General features: G+C 60.5%; 9 protein-coding genes and 3 pseudogenes. 6 read left to right on the forward strand and 6 right to left on the reverse strand.

Features of this window, described 5'->3' with window-relative positions:
* Positions 1 to 118: 118 nt before the first annotated feature.
* Entirely contained in the window at positions 119 to 436 is a 318-nt protein-coding gene (locus LCM4573_RS14235) for a hypothetical protein (protein ID WP_071007021.1), read from the reverse strand.
* Positions 437 to 1,108: 672 nt separating this feature from the next.
* Between LCM4573_RS14235 and LCM4573_RS14250 the strand changes: the two genes are divergently transcribed.
* Positions 1,109 to 4,522: an autotransporter outer membrane beta-barrel domain-containing protein gene (locus LCM4573_RS14250; RefSeq protein WP_131818964.1), complete on the forward strand. Its 3,414-nt coding sequence runs from the start codon at positions 1,109 to 1,111 to the stop codon at positions 4,520 to 4,522.
* Positions 4,523 to 4,553: 31 nt separating this feature from the next.
* On the opposite strand, the pseudogene LCM4573_RS28565 reads toward LCM4573_RS14250, so the two are convergent.
* Positions 4,554 to 4,784: pseudogene (locus LCM4573_RS28565) on the reverse strand (hypothetical protein); the annotation flags it as partial.
* Positions 4,785 to 4,801: 17 nt separating this feature from the next.
* Between LCM4573_RS28565 and LCM4573_RS27715 the strand changes: the two are divergent.
* The gene (locus LCM4573_RS27715) at positions 4,802 to 5,062 is read left to right on the forward strand and encodes an HlyD family efflux transporter periplasmic adaptor subunit (RefSeq protein WP_244505314.1); all 261 of its coding nucleotides are present in this window, start codon (positions 4,802 to 4,804) and stop codon (positions 5,060 to 5,062) included.
* A 934-nt stretch (positions 5,063 to 5,996) separates the two neighbouring features.
* Here LCM4573_RS27715 and LCM4573_RS14255 read toward each other — a convergent pair.
* From LCM4573_RS14255 to ligD, 3 genes and pseudogenes are all read right to left on the reverse strand, one after another.
* Positions 5,997 to 10,346, reverse strand: coding sequence for an autotransporter outer membrane beta-barrel domain-containing protein (locus tag LCM4573_RS14255; protein WP_083347442.1), 4,350 nt, complete (start codon positions 10,344 to 10,346; stop codon positions 5,997 to 5,999).
* Positions 10,347 to 11,417: 1,071 nt separating this feature from the next.
* On the reverse strand, positions 11,418 to 11,717 hold the full coding sequence (locus LCM4573_RS14260) for a hypothetical protein (RefSeq protein ID WP_071007029.1): 300 nt from the start codon (positions 11,715 to 11,717) through the stop codon (positions 11,418 to 11,420).
* A 100-nt stretch (positions 11,718 to 11,817) separates the two neighbouring features.
* Positions 11,818 to 12,746 (reverse strand): annotated as a pseudogene (ligD, locus tag LCM4573_RS14265) (non-homologous end-joining DNA ligase).
* A gap of 367 nt (positions 12,747 to 13,113) precedes the next feature.
* On the opposite strand from ligD, the gene LCM4573_RS14270 reads away from it, so the two are divergent.
* The 4 genes from LCM4573_RS14270 (at position 13,114) to LCM4573_RS14285 (ending at position 17,600) form a co-directional block, all read left to right on the forward strand.
* Positions 13,114 to 14,283, forward strand: a complete 1,170-nt coding sequence (locus LCM4573_RS14270; protein ID WP_071007031.1) for a zinc-dependent alcohol dehydrogenase — start codon at positions 13,114 to 13,116, stop codon at positions 14,281 to 14,283.
* 11 nt (positions 14,284 to 14,294) lie between these two features.
* The gene (locus LCM4573_RS14275) at positions 14,295 to 15,095 is read left to right on the forward strand and encodes an SDR family oxidoreductase (protein ID WP_071007032.1); all 801 of its coding nucleotides are present in this window, start codon (positions 14,295 to 14,297) and stop codon (positions 15,093 to 15,095) included.
* Positions 15,096 to 15,340: 245 nt separating this feature from the next.
* On the forward strand, positions 15,341 to 16,651 hold the full coding sequence (locus LCM4573_RS14280; protein WP_338012588.1) for an Nramp family divalent metal transporter: 1,311 nt from the start codon (positions 15,341 to 15,343) through the stop codon (positions 16,649 to 16,651).
* Positions 16,652 to 16,886: 235 nt separating this feature from the next.
* Positions 16,887 to 17,600 (forward strand): 3-keto-5-aminohexanoate cleavage protein, encoded by a 714-nt coding sequence (locus LCM4573_RS14285; RefSeq protein WP_071007034.1) that lies wholly within the window; start codon positions 16,887 to 16,889, stop codon positions 17,598 to 17,600.
* A gap of 184 nt (positions 17,601 to 17,784) precedes the next feature.
* Here the strand turns inward: LCM4573_RS14285 and LCM4573_RS27265 are convergent.
* Positions 17,785 to 18,075 (reverse strand): annotated as a pseudogene (locus LCM4573_RS27265) (VOC family protein); the annotation flags it as partial.
* Between the last annotated feature and the right edge of the window lie 20 nt (positions 18,076 to 18,095).

An 18,095-nucleotide genomic window follows, 5' to 3' on the forward strand; every position in this document is an offset into this window, starting at 1 on the left:
AACCCCGGAAAATTCCAGCTCCCGCTGGCCCAAAATCGGGGTGCACTTCAGATCTCCAAAATCCCGATGTGTTGCTTGGTGAGGAAGCTGGGGATGCGAGCAATTGACGCCTGCTAGATCAGGAGGGCACTACGTTTGCAGTACCGCTAGCACAGGCTGTGCCACAGGGTTCCGCGAACTGAACACTGCGGTCCGCCTCGGTATGCAACTCTGCGATCAGCTTGAGGAATTCGCTCAGCGCAATGGCCAACTCCCCTCCACCGGCCACTGGTAGATCGATGATCGAGTTGAGGCGAGCGATGACCTGTTCCGCCGCTTCCCTGACAGTTTCGCTTTTCGTTTCGCCTGCGATTTCGCAGGCAAGAACATACATCTGCCGATAGCTGTGCACAGCCAATATCGCGCGCACAAGCCAGTCTTTTTGAAGGCTCGTCATGAGCTCACCGCCACTCCAGGCTACATTTTAGATGCGGTGCCTTTACCCCATTTTGGCTCAGGAGTGCGAAATCTCGCTGTCTTTGGTGAAGAGGCTAGTAACCATCTTTCCAGACATCCAATCGGGGTCAACGTGCCTTAGCCCATGTTACAAAACGGAAACGTCGCATATCAGAGGCGTGCATATACAAAATTTTGTAATTGCATAGTTTTTCGATTCGCATGCAGTGTGATCGCGCCAGGCAAGGGGGCGACCAGGCAAACCAACTATGTGGTAAAGAAGCCCTGCAGACGATCCTGGCGAGGGCTGATGTCAAAACGTGCAAACTGTTATCGAGGTGCGACTTCTACAATCGCGCTGACTGCAGCACTTCTATGCGGAACGCACTACCAGGCAGACGCAGCCGACGAATGCGGATCAGCGGGTGGCGGCACCGTTACCTGCGGTGACGGCATCTATGCTGGAGGCATCTCCTATACGGTGGTTCCAGTCACGGGCTTCACTCTCAATCTCGATGGCCCAGGCATCGTTGTCCCGTCCACCGCCCCCTCGGGCGTGGGAATTAGCGGAGCGGCGACCGGTGCCTTTATACTGAATGCAACGCGCTTAACATCGATAACCCGCTTGGGTACAATTGCTCTGTCAGTCACGAACTCATCGAGCGGATCCTCGGTGATCAACATCGATTCCGGTTCGATCACCGGCAACATAGGCGGCACGTGGGGTGGGGTCTATGCCACATCCACTTCAGGAGCGGCGCGGATCAACTTAAACGGCGGGGCCGTGTCCGCCAACAACGCCGGCAACGTGGTCCTCAGGGCGAAAACGACCAGCGGCAGCGCGTCGATCCTTATGACGGGAGGCTCGGTTACGGGCACCAGAGGCCTCTTAGCCGATACTTTTTTCGGAGGCACCGGATCGGCGAGTGTAGACATCACGGGCGGCACCGTGACGACCACTGGCGACGGCGCTTCGAGCGTCACGTTCTCAGGCAACGCGACCACCGGCATGTCCGGCGGGAGTGTGACTAGCGGTGGCAATGGCCTCGTGGCGACAAGCGGTACGGCAACCACGGCCGGCAATGCGTCAGTCATCATGGAGGATGGCTCCGTACTGTCCACGGGTGCCAGCTCGAGTGGCATTCTAGCGCGGAGTACTGTAGGGCAGGCACGCGTGGAGATAAGCGGCGGTACTGTCACGGCAGCTTCGGGTGCGGCTGTCCTGAGCCAATCGGACACGCACAATGCCGACATCACCGTGACGGGCGGCACCGTGGAGGTCCAAAGCGGCACCAATCCGGCACTCAGCGCCGTGGTTAGCAATGCCGCCGGGACGGGCCGCGCCAGCGTCTCCATCAGCGGCAGCGCCACCGTCATCGGCGCGAGGGGTGCAACCGCCACCAACGGTGGTGCGGGCGTGGCCCAGATCACGATGGAGGACGGCAACCTCACCGCCAGTACTTTCGGTCTCAGCGCCACCACGGCTGGCGTCGGCGCGGCGCAGATCGCGATCACTGGTGGCAGCATCGCCACCTCCACGAGCTATGGCGCAAGGGCTGCAGCCAACGGATCGGGGAATGCCACGATCTCCATGAGCGGGGGCAGCATCGCGGCCGGGACCGGAGCGTCATCCTTTGGGATCCACGCGTTGTCTGGCGGCGGCGGTGCCGCACATGCCAGTTTCAACGGCGGCAGCATCGCCACGCGATCCTCGCTAGGCGTCGGCGTTTTTGCCCAGGCCGGCCTCACAGGCACCGGCCCGGCCACCGCCATCATGACCGACGGCACGGTAACCACCGCGAACGGCGTCAGCAACGGAGTACGGGCCCAGATCGCCAACACCGCCTCCACGGCGGATACGACGGTGATGATGACCGGCGGCGCTATCACTCTCAACGGGCCCCTCTCCGCCGGGCTTTATAGTTTCAATCAGGGTACGGGACAGGCCATCGTGCAGATGTCGGGCGGCAGCGTCACCGCCACCGGAGACAGGGGCGAAGGCATCTTCGCCAATGTCGGCAGCGCCACCGGCACCTACAATGTCAACATATCGGGCGGCACCGTCACGGCAGGCTCCGGCTTCGGCGCCGGCATCCACACGGTTGCCGCAGCGGGAGGCACGATCACCATCGGCACAGGCGCTACCATCGATGGCGGGGCTTCGGGTGTCGCCATCCGCGACGGAGATCTTAACCGCGACGGCGTGGACGAGATCGGCGGCAACGTCGCCATCACCACGGCAGGCACCCTGACTGGCGACGTGATCCTCGGCGGCGGCAATGACACTATAATCATCAACGGCGGCAGCATCGCCGGCGACATCGCCGGCGATAGCGCGGACAGCCTCACCTTCGACCTGGGCGCTGGCAGCTTCACCTATGGTGCAGCCTACGCGATCAGCGGTATGGACTCGGCCATTATGACCTCAGGCACGGCGCTGATCGACGGCACGCTGACCGCCGACACGCTCGCCGTGAATGGCGGCAAACTCAATCTCAACGGTGTATCCACGATCCCAGGTGGCGCGACGATCTCCGGCGGCACACTCGCCGTAGGCGATGCCACGCATGCCTCGGCCCTCCTCACCGGCAACCTTGACGTGCTGGCGGGAGGACGGCTGCAAGGCATCGGCACCGTTGTCGGATCACTGGCAAGCGCCGGCACGATCGCCCCGGGCAACTCGATCGGCACGCTGACGATCGACGGCGACTATGTGGGGAGTGGCGGCACGCTTGAAGTCGAGACAGTGCTTGGTGACGACGCGTCGCCTACCGACCTTCTTGTGATTTCCGGCGGCACGTCGGGTTCCACCAATGTGCAGGTCGTCAATCTCGGCGGCGCGGGCGCTCAAACCGTGGAAGGCATCAAGATCGTCGATGTCGGCGGAGCTTCTAACGGGGCCTTCGCATTGCAGGGCGACTATGTTTACCAGGGCGACCAGGCCACCGTCGCCGGTGCCTATGCCTATCGCCTTTACAAGAACGGCGTCAGTGATCCGGCAGACGGTGATTGGTATCTCCGCTCCGCCCTGATCTCTCCCGACGAACCTGCTCCGGGTCCTGGACCGGGTCCTGGCCCCAGTGAGCCCACACCACTTTATCAAGCCGGCGTGCCGATTTACGAGGCCTATGCCGGCGCGCTGCAGACCTTCAATCAACTCGGCACGCTGCAGCAGCGGCTCGGCAACCGCCATTGGACGGTGGTGGCACAGGGCGCCGACGGTATTTCAAACGAGATGACCGTCTCACCGGGCATCGGGATGTGGGGCGAGATCGAGGGCGCGCGCGCCGAATTCAATCCGGAAAGCACGACCGGTGCGCAGTATGACACCACGATCTGGCGSCTCAAGGCGGGTTTCGACACATCGCTTTACGAGGGCGCCGCCGGCAATTTCATCGGCGGCGTGGCGGTGCATTACGGCACGGTCTCGGCCGATGTCAGCTCGATATACGGTTCGGGTTCGATCGACACGAAGGGCTAYGGACTTTCGGGCATGCTGACCTGGTACGGCAATGACGGCTGGTATGTGGACAGCCAGGCGCAGGCGACCTGGTATGACAGCGATCTGTTTTCCGAAACCGCCGGCATCGGCCTCACCGAGGGCAATAATGGTTTCGGCTATGCTCTCGGCATCGAGGTCGGCAAGCGTATCCCGATCGATCCGGAATGGGCGWTCACGCCGCAGGCRCAGCTTGCCTGGTYGTCGGTCGATTTCGACGATTTCGCCGATCCGTTCGGCGCCGGTGTGGCGCTTGGAAGCGGCGACAGTCTGATCGGCAGGCTCGGGCTTGCAATCGACCGGCAGACGGAATGGCGGGACGCCGCCGGCAACATCAGCCGGGCGCATATCTACGGGATCGCCAATCTCTATTACGACTTCAAGGACGGTTCGACCGTGGATGTCGCCGGCACCCCGATCCGCAGCGAGAATGACGGCCTGTGGGGCGGCCTCGGCATGGGCGGCACGGTCGATTGGGCCGAGGGCAAATATTCGCTCTACGGCGAAGTCATGGCTCGCACCGGCCTGAAGGACTTCGGCGACAGTCACGTGTTCACCGGCACCGTCGGCTTCCGAATGAAGTGGTAAGTGGTGAAGGCGCGGACCCAATCGTCATCCGTCAGTGAAAATTCCGCGCCTTTACCTTCAGCGTGTCGATGTGCAGATCCCTGACGAAAATGTCCCTCGGCTGAGGAGGCTTCGTACGGCCGCTCGGATCCGGACTTCCAGGAGACCCATGGAAGAATTCGTCCCCCCTGCCCGGCTGCAGCTTGAACTCGGCGTCTCGATCCGCCAGCTTGGACAGGTCTTCGCTCAGGTCAAAGAGTTGCTGTGCCACGAGATGAACGAGCGAGCGGCGCGACAGAGATGTGCACTATTCTGCCGGAGGGCCAAAAGATCGTAAGAGTGGAAATTCCCGAGCAATTTCTTGACAATGTGAAACCAGCTGTTTCCGTTGACGTGCTTGCGGAAGACAGAACAAAGCAGGCATGCCAGGGCCGTATCAGCCACATTTCTCCGGTGTTGATGCAGTCAACCGGAATGCCCGGCGAACGCAAGTCTACGTTGGGGAGGTTGGGCGGGAAACACGGCCATGCTCCCCYTTTTCCTCCCTTAGCCGGGCGATGAGGAGCGAGAGCCCGGCCTCACGAGAATGATGCGGTCGGTGATCCGAGCTACGGGGAAGAAGGTGAACTCAGCACTCCCATGAGAACCGCCCCGGAAACCTCGAGAAGCGCCGATTGTTCCCCGATGTTGATGGGAACCGTCCAGAGGATCGCGGTTTGAGCTCATCCCCCGCACTTGGGAAGAGGCTGCCAGCACTGGCGTTCCGAAGCACCGGTCGCAGCAGTGAAGTCTGGCGGGAGAGCAGCCGCGAAGTCTTTCGATCGGTTTACCGGCCCCGTATGGCGGCCCTACATTTCGACCGCTACAGCAACCATCCCCGTTGCGGTGGGAGTCCGCATGTTCCGCCCAGCCTCGCGCAGCCTTTCTTATCACCCATTATCTTTAGGAATTACTAAATGACAAAAGACTGCAACAATTTGCCCAACCACATTGAGTTCTCACTCGCTGCGGCCGGGAGCTCGGCGACGTCCGCCAGCTTGAGCCGGGCTCCTACTGTTCTTCCCGCCAGTCACCTCTGTTGCTTTGTTTGCCATAGGGAACTCGCCATCAGCTTGGGTGTTGCTAACCGTCGCGGTACGCCGATGTCATAGGACCTCCTCCGCAACTGTAGGACCGGGAGGAGTCCAAACCTGCCGCCTGCTTGGCTCCTCAATTTCTATCCACAAGTTCTAGGCGTTCCTCGGAGAACGCTTCGTGCAAAACTGACGCGCCGCGATGAGTTTCCCATTCCTTAGCGGTGGGGCCCGGCATAACCTCGCCAGGATATGTCGGGCCCTATATGGCCTAATTTGAAGACCATCGGCGACGTTCTGGCCCGCTCCGCCAGTCTCGCGCGGCCTCAGCCTCGCTGATCGGCATCGGGTCGCTCTGGGCACCGTTCATCATTGAAATCTATTTCGAGCGCTGGTTCGACTGGTCGTACTGGTTCAGGAAACTACCAGGTTACACGGAAACTGACCTTCGCGCCGACCGAGTTACTGTCGCCGAAATCCTCAAGGCTGGTGCGCACGAATGCTTCACCATTGACTGAATAGCGGCCGCCCGACCAGCTATAGGTGCCGCCGAGGCCCAATCCACCCCAGAGGGCCTGGCTCTCGTTGACAAACCTCGTTCCCGTGACGTCAACGTCCGATCCCTCGAGGAAATCGTAATAGAGATTGGCGATCCCATAGAAACTGGAGCGGCTCGTCAGTCCGTTTCCATCCGGCCATACGTTCTCATAGTCGGCAGAAATTCCTAGACGACCAATGAGCGCATCCCCATCGCCCAGAGAGACGGCACCACCGTAAGGATCGGCGAAATCGTCGAAGCGCACGGAGGAATAGGTAAGCTGCGCCTGCGGGGTGAGCGACCACGCGCTGGTGAGCGCAATCTTCTGCCCGGTTTCGATGCTGAGGCCATAACCGAAGCCATCATTGTCTTCGACCAGCGATCGACTCAGGGTCGATGAATGAAGATCGCTGTCGAACCATGTCAGTTGCGCCTGAGCATCGACATAGAAGCCGCTATTGCCATACCAGGTCAACGTGCCGCCAAAGCCGTAGCCCGTCGTGTCGATGTCTCCCGTGCCGAAAATGGAGCCGATGTTCGCGGATGCCGTTCCATAGTGGAGGCTGACGCCACCGATCAGCGTCCCGTTCGCATTTTCCGCCAGCAGCGCTTCGAGACCTGCGTGGAGCTTCCATGTATTGACATCGTAACCCACGCCGGTTGTCGAGGTGCCCGGTTCCAGATGGCTGTGCGCGACCTCGATCCGCGTCCTGATCGCTCGTGCTCCTTCGCTTCCATCCTCGGGTGCTCCGAGCGCCACGATTGGGTTGCTGCCGACTCGCTGTCTCAGGGTCCCAACCTCATTAAAGCTCTGCAACACGYCCGCATATGCCTCGTAAAGCGGCGTGGTCGGCGCATAAAGCGGCTGCTGAGGCAGTTGCGGCGCGGTAGGAGCGGGGGGAATGGTGGGGTCGACCGGATCGGTGAGCGCCGAGCGCAGGTACCAGTCGCCATCGTCCGGCGTGCTAACGCCGTTTTTGTATAGGCGATAGCCATAGGCTCCGCCGACCACAGCCTGATCGCCCTGAAACACATAGTCGCCCAGCAGAGCAAAATCGCCGTCGGAGGTGCCGTCCACCTGGACGATGCGGATGCCCTCGGTGGTCAGCGCGCCGGCGCCGCCGAGGTTGATAACGTCGACACTCGTCGTCCCCGAGGTATTGCCGGTGACATGCAGCAGGTCGGTCGGCGAGGCGTCGTTCCCGAGCACGGTTTCGATCTCCAGCGTGCCGCCGCTGCCGACATAATCTCCGTCGATAGTCAGTGTACCGATCGAATTACCGGGGGCGACAACGCCGGCATTGGTCGTATCGCACACCGTGCCCGTGCCCTGCAGCCTGCCGCCGGCGAGCACATTCATTGGCCCGCAGAGGCTTCCATTGACCGCGAGCGTGCCGGCCTCGACGAGCGTCGTGCCGGTGAAGGCCGAACTGTCGGCGGTCAGGTCGGTCAGCCCCGATCCGATCTGCCGGATCGTGCCGCTGCCCGAGATTGCYCCGGCAAACGTCATGGTGTTGGAGCGGAAGAACTCGAGCGCGCCGCTGTTGGTGACGTCGCCGACGATCGATCCGGTCGTGCCACCATTGCCGAGGCGCAGTGTGCCGGCGCTGATCGTCGTGCCGCCGGTATAGGTGCTGGCGCCTGTAAGCACCTGCGTGCCGGCGCCAACCTTGACCAGCGCGCCGATGCCCTCGATGGCGCCGCCGAAAGTGGTGTTTCCGCCATTGCCGCCCGTGGTCAGGGTGGCCGATCCAAGCATCACGTTGCCGCCGGTCGCACCGCCGCCATCGAGCGAACCGATGGCCTGATCGAAGCTATTAAGGTTCAGGGTGGTGCTCTCAACGTTGGCAAGGGTTACCGCCGAAAGTGCGCCGAAGGCCGTTCCGCCTGCAGCCGCGCCCGCCTGCAAGGTGCCGCCGTTGACTATCGTTGCGCCGGTATAGGTGTTCGCCCCCAAAAAGATCGCGGTGCCGCTCCCGTCCTTGGTTAGCGTGCCGCTGGTGATGCCCAGGACGCCGGTGATGGCGGTGTTTCCGGCGCCGCCGAGCGTGAGGTTTTGCGTCGCGCCCGTGATGGTGTCCAGCGTCAACATGCCTTCGTCGGAGTTGATGCGCACGGCGCTGCCCAGGGTAATCGGGCCGCCATAGGAATTGGCGCCGGATATGTTGCGCAGCGCGCCGTCATTGGCGATCCCGGTGCCGTTGAGGGTCAATGCCTCCGCGCCGACAGCGATGCCACCCTCGATCTGCAAGGCTGCGCCCGACGCCACGTTCGTCCCGCGCACAGTGCTGCCCAGTGCGGTGTTGTTCCTGATGTTGAGGACGCCGGCATTGACGTTCGTGACGCCTTCATAGGTGCTCGCGCCGCTGAAGATCTGCGTGCCGGTGCCTACCTTGGTGACACCGACCACGTTTGTGACGCCGCTGCCGCGAATAATGCTGCCGCTGAAAATACCGCTGCCGTTGGTGTTTCCCAGCACCAGGGTCGAACCGAAGTTGCCGCCAACCGGATTGCGATTGGCGACTATGATGCCGCTTCCGGACAACGCCCCTATATTGAAGGTGCCGGTGCCAAATCCGGAGCCTATGCCTTGATCGGCCAGCTCGATAGTTCCGTTGAGCACGACATCCGTATTGATCAGTGCATTGCTCGTGGCCAGCCCCCCAAGGGCCAGACCGCTGCCTGCTCCGGCGGTGGCGTTAGCGATGCCGTTGACGATCAACGTCCCGCTGAAGGTACTGTTGTTGTTGCGCAGGACAACGGCATTGCCCGCAGAGGCGGCGTTGATGGTAACCGTCCCGCTACCCCGGAGGCCACCGTCCAAGTAAAACCTTCGGTTCGGGCCGGCGGAGGCATTGGCATTGATCGAGGTGTTGCCGGTGCTGGTTACAGCCCCGAGCAAATGTGCGTAGCCCGACGGATTAATATTCTCCAGCGTCGCGCCGTCGTTGAGCATAATAGAGGCAGTGGCTGCCGCGCTCCCGGTGCCGGTGAACGTCAGCGTGGCGCCGGAATTGACGGTAGTGGTGGAAGTAAAGCCGTTTGCGTTGCTCAGAACCAACCGACCGGCATCAACGATGGTCGCCCCTGTGTACGGATTGGCGCCGTTCAAGGTGAGCGTACCGCTGCCGGCCTTGGTGAGGCCCCCGGTGCCGCTGAACGGAGAGGACGCCGCCACGTTGAAGCCGGCCGTGTCGATGGTCAGCCCGCCCGCCRCAATGTTGAGTTGGGTGCCGGTGAAGCCGGTGACGAAGTTCGCATTGTCGGCCGTTGCACGCAGCGTACCGCCGTTGAAATTGACCTTGGGCGTACCGCCGCCGACGGCGCGCTGCAACGCCTGCGTTTCCAGCGTGCCGTCACTCGTGATGTTGAGTGTACCGGCGCTCCCCGAGTCCGCCACGTACGTGGTCGTCCCGACCGTGACGCGTGCATTGTCGCTGATATTCAGCGTGCCTGGGCCGCCATTGCCGACATATAACCGGTCGGCAATATCCCAGGACGAGCCCGCTCCAGTAATGGTCGCAGTTCCGTTCGAGCCGACAAAACGACCGATATAGGCATCGCGTCCGGTGGTCAGCGTGCCGCCGCTCGACACCGACAGAACGCCGGTGGCCCTCGTCTCGCCGACGACGATGTCACCGGCCGTATTGACCGCGCCGCCATTACTGATGTTCAGCGTGCCGGTTGGCGCAGTACCGGTCCCGACTGGAATCTGGCCGAGAATGAGGGAGTTGCCTATGCCATTGATGTTCCAAGCCGAACCGGAGCCGGTCACGTTTACGCCGCCGCCGGATCCCACATGCCTTCCGACGAAGACATACCCGGTCGGGTTGCTCGTCAGCGTGCTGCCGTTCTGGATGGTCAGGTTGCCTGATCCACCCGCCGTGCCAAGCGAGAAGTCGCCGGTCGTGCCGGTCGCAGCGCCGGAGACGCCCAACACAACGGGATTGGACGGCGTGTTGATGACGACAGCACCGGTGGTCGGCGCGGCATTGCCGGTCCAGTTGCTTCCATCGGTCCAATCGTTGCTCGTGGCTCCTGTCCAGGTCTGTGCAGCGGCCGGTGAAGAAAGGAAAAGCCCGAGTGCGCCAGCAGCCGAAATACCGCAGAGCAACTGTGTGGCGCGAGCTCTGAGCAGGCGAGGCGGCCTGTTGCTGCACTCTGTGTCTAGCCCGGTATGCCGGTATACCCGCGACGCTTGCTCAGACCTTGCCTGACGATTTTTAACGTTCATGCTTGCCCCCCCGGAAGCGTGTCGCGTGTCTCAGTCCCCACCTGCCCGTGGTACGAGCGGCGTGATAAATGCGCCGATGTTCAATGATTTACTCAACTCAGGAACATATCCCGCTTGCGACCATTGAAACGAATGCAAGCCAGACCGGCCCAAGCTTCAACATGCATGTCCCCTCAACCGAGGAGATCCAAGCTGCAGGCGTGTCACTGCCAAATCACCCTCGTGCGCGATCATTCCGAAGCAATTTGTCGCATGATGCAATAACAGATTGCATCGACGCCCCGAAGAATCGTCGCGCAGTGATAAATACGCAACGTAGGGTTACTTATGTGTTTCCGCGCGACCACACCTCTCACGCTTTTCAGCCGACTAAGCTTCCTTCTTGCGTCTAGTCCGATCAACTTAGCGTACCGCGTGTGACGGGTTCCGGCCGAAAGGCCCGTCATCACTCAATGAAAAATTCCGCCCTTTACCTTCAGCGCATCAATGTGCAATCCCTGACGAAGATGTCTCTCGGCTGAGGAGGCTTCGTACGGTCTCTCGAATCCGGACTTCCCGAATATCCATGGGAGGATTCGTCTCCCCTGCCCGGTTGAAACTTGAACCCGGCGTCGCGATCCGCCAGTTGGACAGGTCTTCCTCAGGTCAAAGAGTTGCGAAGAGTGCAGTCCCAGCGGGAGCGGTTGATGCAGACCGGCCGGATTTCGACGCCGTGGTCGCGGGCGTCGCCGACGATCTGCGCGGGAGCATAGAAGCCCAGCCGACATCGTTCGCAGAACCTTTCGGGTTCGCGGTAAAAACTAGACGGCATCATGCCACCTGAAGACTTTACGTTTAATGTTCATGTTCCGTTCCTTTCCGAAGCGAGCGCCAAGGCACCTCGAATGGAGGAATCTAGTCCTGAGAATTAGGTGTTCTAAAAATCGTGAAGCGAATCAAATCTATAGCCGATCTTCACAAGTCGGTGTCGCCATCGAAAAATTTGTGACTTCACGCGGGCGCCGAGCACGCGTGCGGAAGCACTGGGCAGAGTTCGGCGATTGGCTCAGGCGAGATCCGGAGTGACGTCAATCAACGGACGGGCATTCGCCAAGCGGCAAGGAGGGCGCGTGCTTTCCTTGAGATGTCGAGGCGATGCTCAAAGCTCGTCTCAACACAAAGGCGCTCCCGCTCAACGCTGCCGAGATATTCCGCTATTGCCAGTTCGTCGGCTCCGCCCGCCACCAGCTGCCAAAACTCTGGTAGGTAGGCACGATACTCGTCGTCTGGACCATCGAGAGGATAAATTCCTATCGGGTCCCATTCTCGATAAAGCAAGCGATCCAGCGCTTCATACGCGCCGGCATCGGCTGCAGAAGACTTGGTCCCCATGCGCGCCCCGTTTTCGCGGATTAAAATCCACCCGTGAGTTAAGGGTTCTTATCTAAAGGGTTCTCACGCCCTCATCCAGCCCAGATGACTGCGGTGGGGCCTAATCCGGCAGCCGATAGACATCTCCTGYATCCGCCTCATCCCGCAATCCCTTGAAYGACGGATGCCTAAGCTTCCCGTCATGGGTCCAACCGCGATATTCGATCTCGGCAATCAGTGCCGGAGCGATAAGCGCCAGGTTCTTGCCGCGGATCATCACTGGCGGCAGTCTCGTCTTGAGCTTGTCGAGCTGCTTCTTGAGCCGCCTCGCCTCGTCCTGGCTGAAGCCKGTYCCTACCYCGCCGACATAGACGTGATCCACGCCCTTGTACGCGGTGAGGAGAAGGCTTGCGATCGCACCCGGCACCTTCGTCGATGGCTCGTAGCCCACGACCGTGAAGCTGTCGCTGAGGACGCATTTGATCTTCAGCCAGTCGCCGGTGCGTCCGGATCGATACGGCCGATCCCGGTGCTTGGCGATGATGCCTTCCAGGCCCGATTGGCAGGCGCGGCGCAGCATTTCATCCGGATCGTTGTCGAAGGTCTCGGAAAGCCGGATAGAGCCGTCAGCGCCCACGAGGAGGCTTTCCAGCATCGATCCCCGGCGCTCGTACTCCATGCCCTCAGATCATGGCCGTCGAAGTAGACGAGATCGAAGGCGTAGAGAAGCGAGTTTCGCGAGGGAAGCTTGCCGCCTCGACCACCGAGCGAGTTCTGCAGCATGCCGAAGTTCGGCAGGCCATGCTCGTCGAGAACGACCGCCTCTCCATCAATGATCATCGTCCCTGGCCCGAGATCCTTCGCCGCCTCGGCGATTGCTGGAAACCGATGCGTCCAGTCGTGACCGTTGCGGGTGAGAATGCGAACGCGGCTCGGCTCGATATACAGTCCCAACCGATAACCGTCCCACTTGACCTCATAGAGCCATTCAGGCCCGTGCGGCGCATTCGGCTTCAGGAGCGCGAGGCAAGGCTCCACTCGCTCGGGCATAGGATCGAAAGGTAGTTGCGGCTGCTTGGGGTCGCGCTTTCGGATCGGCCGGCTTTGGAGCGGCAGATCGGTTTCATTGAGCAGCGGCTTGGAGGTTGTCTTTTTTGGCGCTTGGTCATGCCCGATATTACATCAGCGAGTTCTTAATAACATTTAGAAATCACCGGTACCCGGATTTCAGCATGAACATCCGACCTGGTTTTTGAGGAGCTGTCTGGAACTATGCTGGGAAAGCCTTGTTTGTGGGTGGCCATCGCCCCAGCGGCGCATCCGGTAGGTCCTCGCGTCGAAGCGACAGTTGAGGCCGGGCCTGCGGAACCAGACAGCCCATCTAGGCTTCGGGGCGCTCGATTAAAAGGACCTTCCGATGAAAGCACTCACCTGGCACGGCAAGCATGACATCYGTTGCGAGAGCGTCCCGGATCCGGAGATCCAGCATGGCAGGGATGCCATTATCAAGGTGACGGCCTGTGCCATCTGCGGTTCCGACCTGCACCTCTACGACGGCGTGATGCCCGAAATGCATAGCGGCGACATCATGGGGCACGAGACCATGGGAGAGGTCGTCGAAGTCGGCACGGACAATGCGAAGTTGAAAGTAGGCGACCGAGTGGTGGTGCCCTTCACCATTTCCTGCGGCGAGTGCTTCTTCTGCCGACGCGGGTTCTATTCGGGCTGCGAGCGTTCCAATCCAGATCGCAGTAAGGTCACCAAGCTTTGGGGCAATTCGCCCGCCGGCCTGTTCGGCTATTCGCATCTGCTTGGCGGCTACAGTGGCGGCCAGGCAGAGTATCTGCGCGTTCCCTATGCGGATGTCGGGCCCATCAAGGTTCCGGAGGGGCTTTCGGACGAACAGGTACTCTTTCTCTCCGACATCTTTCCGACCGGCTACATGGCCGCCGAGTTCTGCGATATCCAGTCAGGAGATACGATCGCCGTCTGGGGCTGCGGCCCCGTTGGCCAGATGGCAATCCGCTCCGCCTTCCTGCTCGGGGCCGAGCGAGTGCTTGCGATCGACACAGTACCGGAACGGCTGGCGCTCGCGGCCTCGGCAGGCGCATTGACCTTGGATTTCTTGGAGGAGGATATCTACGATCGAATCATGGAGCTGACCCATGGCCGCGGCGCAGACGCCTGTATCGATGCGGTCGGCACGGAAGCAAATGCTTCGGCGAGTTGGGATTCGCGCTGGGACCGGATCAAAGTCGCCACTTTCATGGGCACCGACCGACCACATGTTCTGCGCCAAGCGATCCATTGCTGCCGCAATTTTGGCACCGTCTCCATCGTCGGCGTCTATGGTGGCTTTCTCGACAAGATTCCGATGGGTTCGGCCATCAACCGCGGTCTGACGTTCCGGATGGCCCAGACACCGGTGCAGCATTATCTGCCTATCCTATTGGGGCGTATCGAGAGAGGCGAGATTGATCCGTCCTTCGTCATCACGCACCGCGCGACGCTGGAAGAAGGCCCCGAGCTCTACAAGACCTTCCGCGACAAACAGGACGGCTGCATTAAGGTCGTTATGAAACCGTAGAGGAGAAGACCATGAACCCCGTTGAATCAAGCAGGGGCCTCGCGGTTGTCACCGGGGCATCAACCGGTATCGGTTACGAATTGGCCAAATGCGCAGCGCAGGATGGCTACGACCTTGCGATCGCGGCCGACGAGCCGCGGATCCAGGAAGCGGCAATGAAGCTCAGGGAGCTCGGCGTGGAGGTCGAGGCCATGCAGGTGGATCTTTCGACTCAGGATGGCGTGCGTCGTTTCGGAACGGCCATTTCCGCGCTGAATCGTCCGGTCGACCTTCTGATGGCCAATGCGGGCCGGGGCCTCGGCAGCGGCTTTCTCGACGAAGACATCCATGCCGTGCAACGGGTCGTCGATACCAATATCAGCGGCGCGCTGGCCCTCGTTCACGGCATCGGTAACCACATGCGGGCGCAAGGCCGGGGCCGTATCCTTTTCACCGGCTCCATCGCCGGCTTCACGCCCGGTACGTTCCAGGCGGTCTACAACGGTACGAAAGCCTTCATCAACTCCTTCTCCCTGGCTCTGCGCGAGGAATTGAAGGATACCGGTGTGACGGTCACCTGTCTAATGCCCGGCGCGACGGACACCGAATTCTTCGAGCGCGCCGATCTGATGGATACCAAGCTCGGCCAGGTGAAAAAGGATGATCCCGCCTTCGTGGCGAAGATCGGGTACGAGGCCATGATGGACGGCGAAGGCGATGTTGTTGCGGGCTGGAAGAACAAGCTGATGTCGGCTGCTGCCAATGTCACGCCGGCCAGCATGCTAGCCAAGCAGCATCGCAAGATGGCGGAGCCGGGTTCGGCCAAGGACTGAAGGCTGGGAGTCTGAGGCAGAAGTCCGAAAGCAAAGACTTACTCCCCGCTGATGGTGCGGAAGATAACCTGTGGAAACGTCGGCTGGCGCGCCCGCGGTCTTTCCTGGATCAATCAACGACGCGTTTCGGCAAGGAGCTGACTGACCCGTGCAGAACAAGCGATCTCAACCTCAGTACAGGCGGCTGTGGTAAGGAACCAGCAGAAAGACGGCACGTTGATCATCCATTCCACAGAGGATCAACCTTGAACTCCGTCGTAGATCGCATCATCCCAGGCGAAGAAATCTCCAAGAAGCCCCTTCGACGTTGGCGCCGAGCTGCGGTTTTCAAGCAACTCGGTCCGGGTCTCGTCACGGGAGCAGCCGACGACGATCCCAGCGGTATAGCTACCTATTCCCAGGCTGGCGCCCAATTTGGGTTCAACATGCTCTGGACGATGCTGTTGACCTATCCGTTGATGACGGCAGTTCAGCTCGTGAGTGGTAAAATTGGTCGCGTCACCGGATGCGGCCTCGCCAAAAACCTGGGCGATGTCCTTCCCAAATCGATAGTGCTTCTGCTTGTTGTCCTTCTGTTCATGGCCAATACGATCAATATCGGCGCCAATCTCGCTGCAATGGGTGCGGCCGCTCAACTGGTGTTGGGAGGGCCAGCCTTTCCGTTTACGATCTTCTTTGCGCTTGTGTCTTTGGGACTTCAGCTGTTCATCTCCTACGAACGGTATGCGCGGTATCTGAAATGGCTCACGCTGGTCCTGCTGTCCTATGTGGCCGTCCTCTTCGTGGCAGAGGTCGATTGGCTGGCTGCAGCGCAAGGATTTGTGCTGCCGTCCTTTCCGCTCACCGGCGAAAGCTTCACCGTCATCGTCGCGATTCTAGGAACAACCATCAGCCCCTATCTATTCTTCTGGCAAAGCTCGCAGGAAGTCGAGGAAATCGATCAGCACCCAAAAGCCAAAGCGCTGACCGAGGCGCCTGACCAGGCCCAAAAGGAGTTGAAGCGAATACGCCTAGACACTTTTGCAGGCATGGCGATTTCCAACCTGGTCGCGATCGCCATCATGATGAGCACGGCGGCAACCCTGCATGAGGCAGGAAAGACCGAAATCGGCAGCGCGGCCGATGTGGCGGAGGCGCTGCGGCCGATTGCCGGAAATTTCGCTTTCATGCTGTTCAGCCTCGGCATTATCGRCACCGGGCTGCTTTCATTGCCGGTGCTGGCCGGTTCCGCCGCCTATGCATTCGGTGAATCACAGGGATGGAAGTGCGGTCTCGAGAACAAGCCGTGGGAGGCGATCGGGTTCTATGCGGTCATCACCGTCGCCGTCCTTCTCGGGCTCGGCATCGGTTTTTCGCCTATCGATCCCATCAAGGCGTTGTTCTGGAGCGCGGTGATCAATGGCTTTGTGGCGGTACCGATCATGGCGGGGATGATGATCGTGGCCAGCCGTCGCGATCAGATGGGCCGCTTTACGGTGTCGCTTCCTGTTTTGCTATTCGGATGGGCGGCAACCAGTGTCATGGCTCTCGCGGCCGTCGTGATGCTGATTTTTTGAGTGAGAAGATAGTCAAGCATATAGGAAGATAGCGAAAAGCGAACAGGGACTAGATCAAAGTCGCCTGACCTACGGCTTGCTTACGGCCTTCGCAGAGCGGATGTCGAGTGACATGCTAAATTGCCTTTGGGCATAGTGTATCCTTGCACGAACATGGCTCTCAAGGCGTCCTATTGCACATGCGAGGCCGACGCCATCATGTCGGCGCGGCCTCCACAAAACACTGGAGACCAACATGATCGTCCAAGCCTGCCTTAACGGTGCACGTTCTGGCGACTATCACCCGCGGCTGCCGCTCACTGCGGATGCCATTGCCCTCGAAGGTGCGGCATGCGTCTCCGCGGGGGCTGCTGAACTTCACATACACCCACGCGGCCCGGACGGACGTGAGAGCCTCCTGGCGGTCGATGAGACGATATACGCCGTGCGGCGCGCTTGTCCGGGAAGTCTTGTCGGGGTTTCAACGGGCGCGTGGATAGAACGCGACGAGAAGCAGACGCGAGACTGCATCTCCGCTTGGCAGCGGCTGCCCGACTACGCCTCCGTCAATCTCTCCGAGCAGGATGCTCCAGCGGTTATCGCATTGCTGCACCGCCTGGGTGTGGGCGTCGAAGCGGGATTGGCCACGGTCGCAGATGCCGAGCGATTTGTTGCGCTTCCGGATTGCCATCGCGCTTTCCGCATCCTCATCGAGATCGAAGAACAGGACCACGGAAAGGCTGACACCATTGCGGATGGGATCGCGCAAGTTCTTGAGCGCGCGAATATCTTACGACCAATCCTTCTACACGGGTTCGACACGACCGTTTGGCACTTCGTCAACCGCGCGCATCAACGGCGCTGGTCTACGCGAGTAGGATTTGAGGATGGGTGCCAACTTACGAATGGTGAGATAGCGGGTGGGAACGCCGACCTCGTGGCAGATGCGCTCCAGATCTTTCGCAAATAACATGCCAGATTGGCCTGCCATCCAGCACGGAAACACCTCGCTYGAATGACAGCTTCGTCCACATTTCGGCCGTCCGTGTGCTGGCCATAGGCGGCTTCTCACCACCCGTTGCAGTCTCCGAGGTGAGTTTCGATCCTTCGCCTTGATGGGAATCGAACCAACGGCCCCTCTCCACACGCCTATTTCATTTCATCGGGTGAGACCGTGCCGTCAGCTTGTTTCCGTCAGGGTCGCGAAGATATGCGACGAATGCACCATTCGGACGCTGCGTAGGCGGGCTCTCAATCGCCGTGCCACCATGCGCGGTACCAGCAGCATGCCACGCTAGAACATGGTCAGGGCTTGCAACAGCTATACCGATCGTCCCACCGTTGGCCGCAGTCGCCGGCTTACCATCGATCGGTTTCGTGATCATCAGGCGACCGCCCTCGTGTGAATAGATCAGCCGGCCTCTCGGATCCACCTCACCGGGCTCACGAACAAACTCCTGCCCGA

The organism is Rhizobium sp. LCM 4573, from assembly GCF_001854865.1.
GTDB lineage: Bacteria > Pseudomonadota > Alphaproteobacteria > Rhizobiales > Rhizobiaceae > Neorhizobium.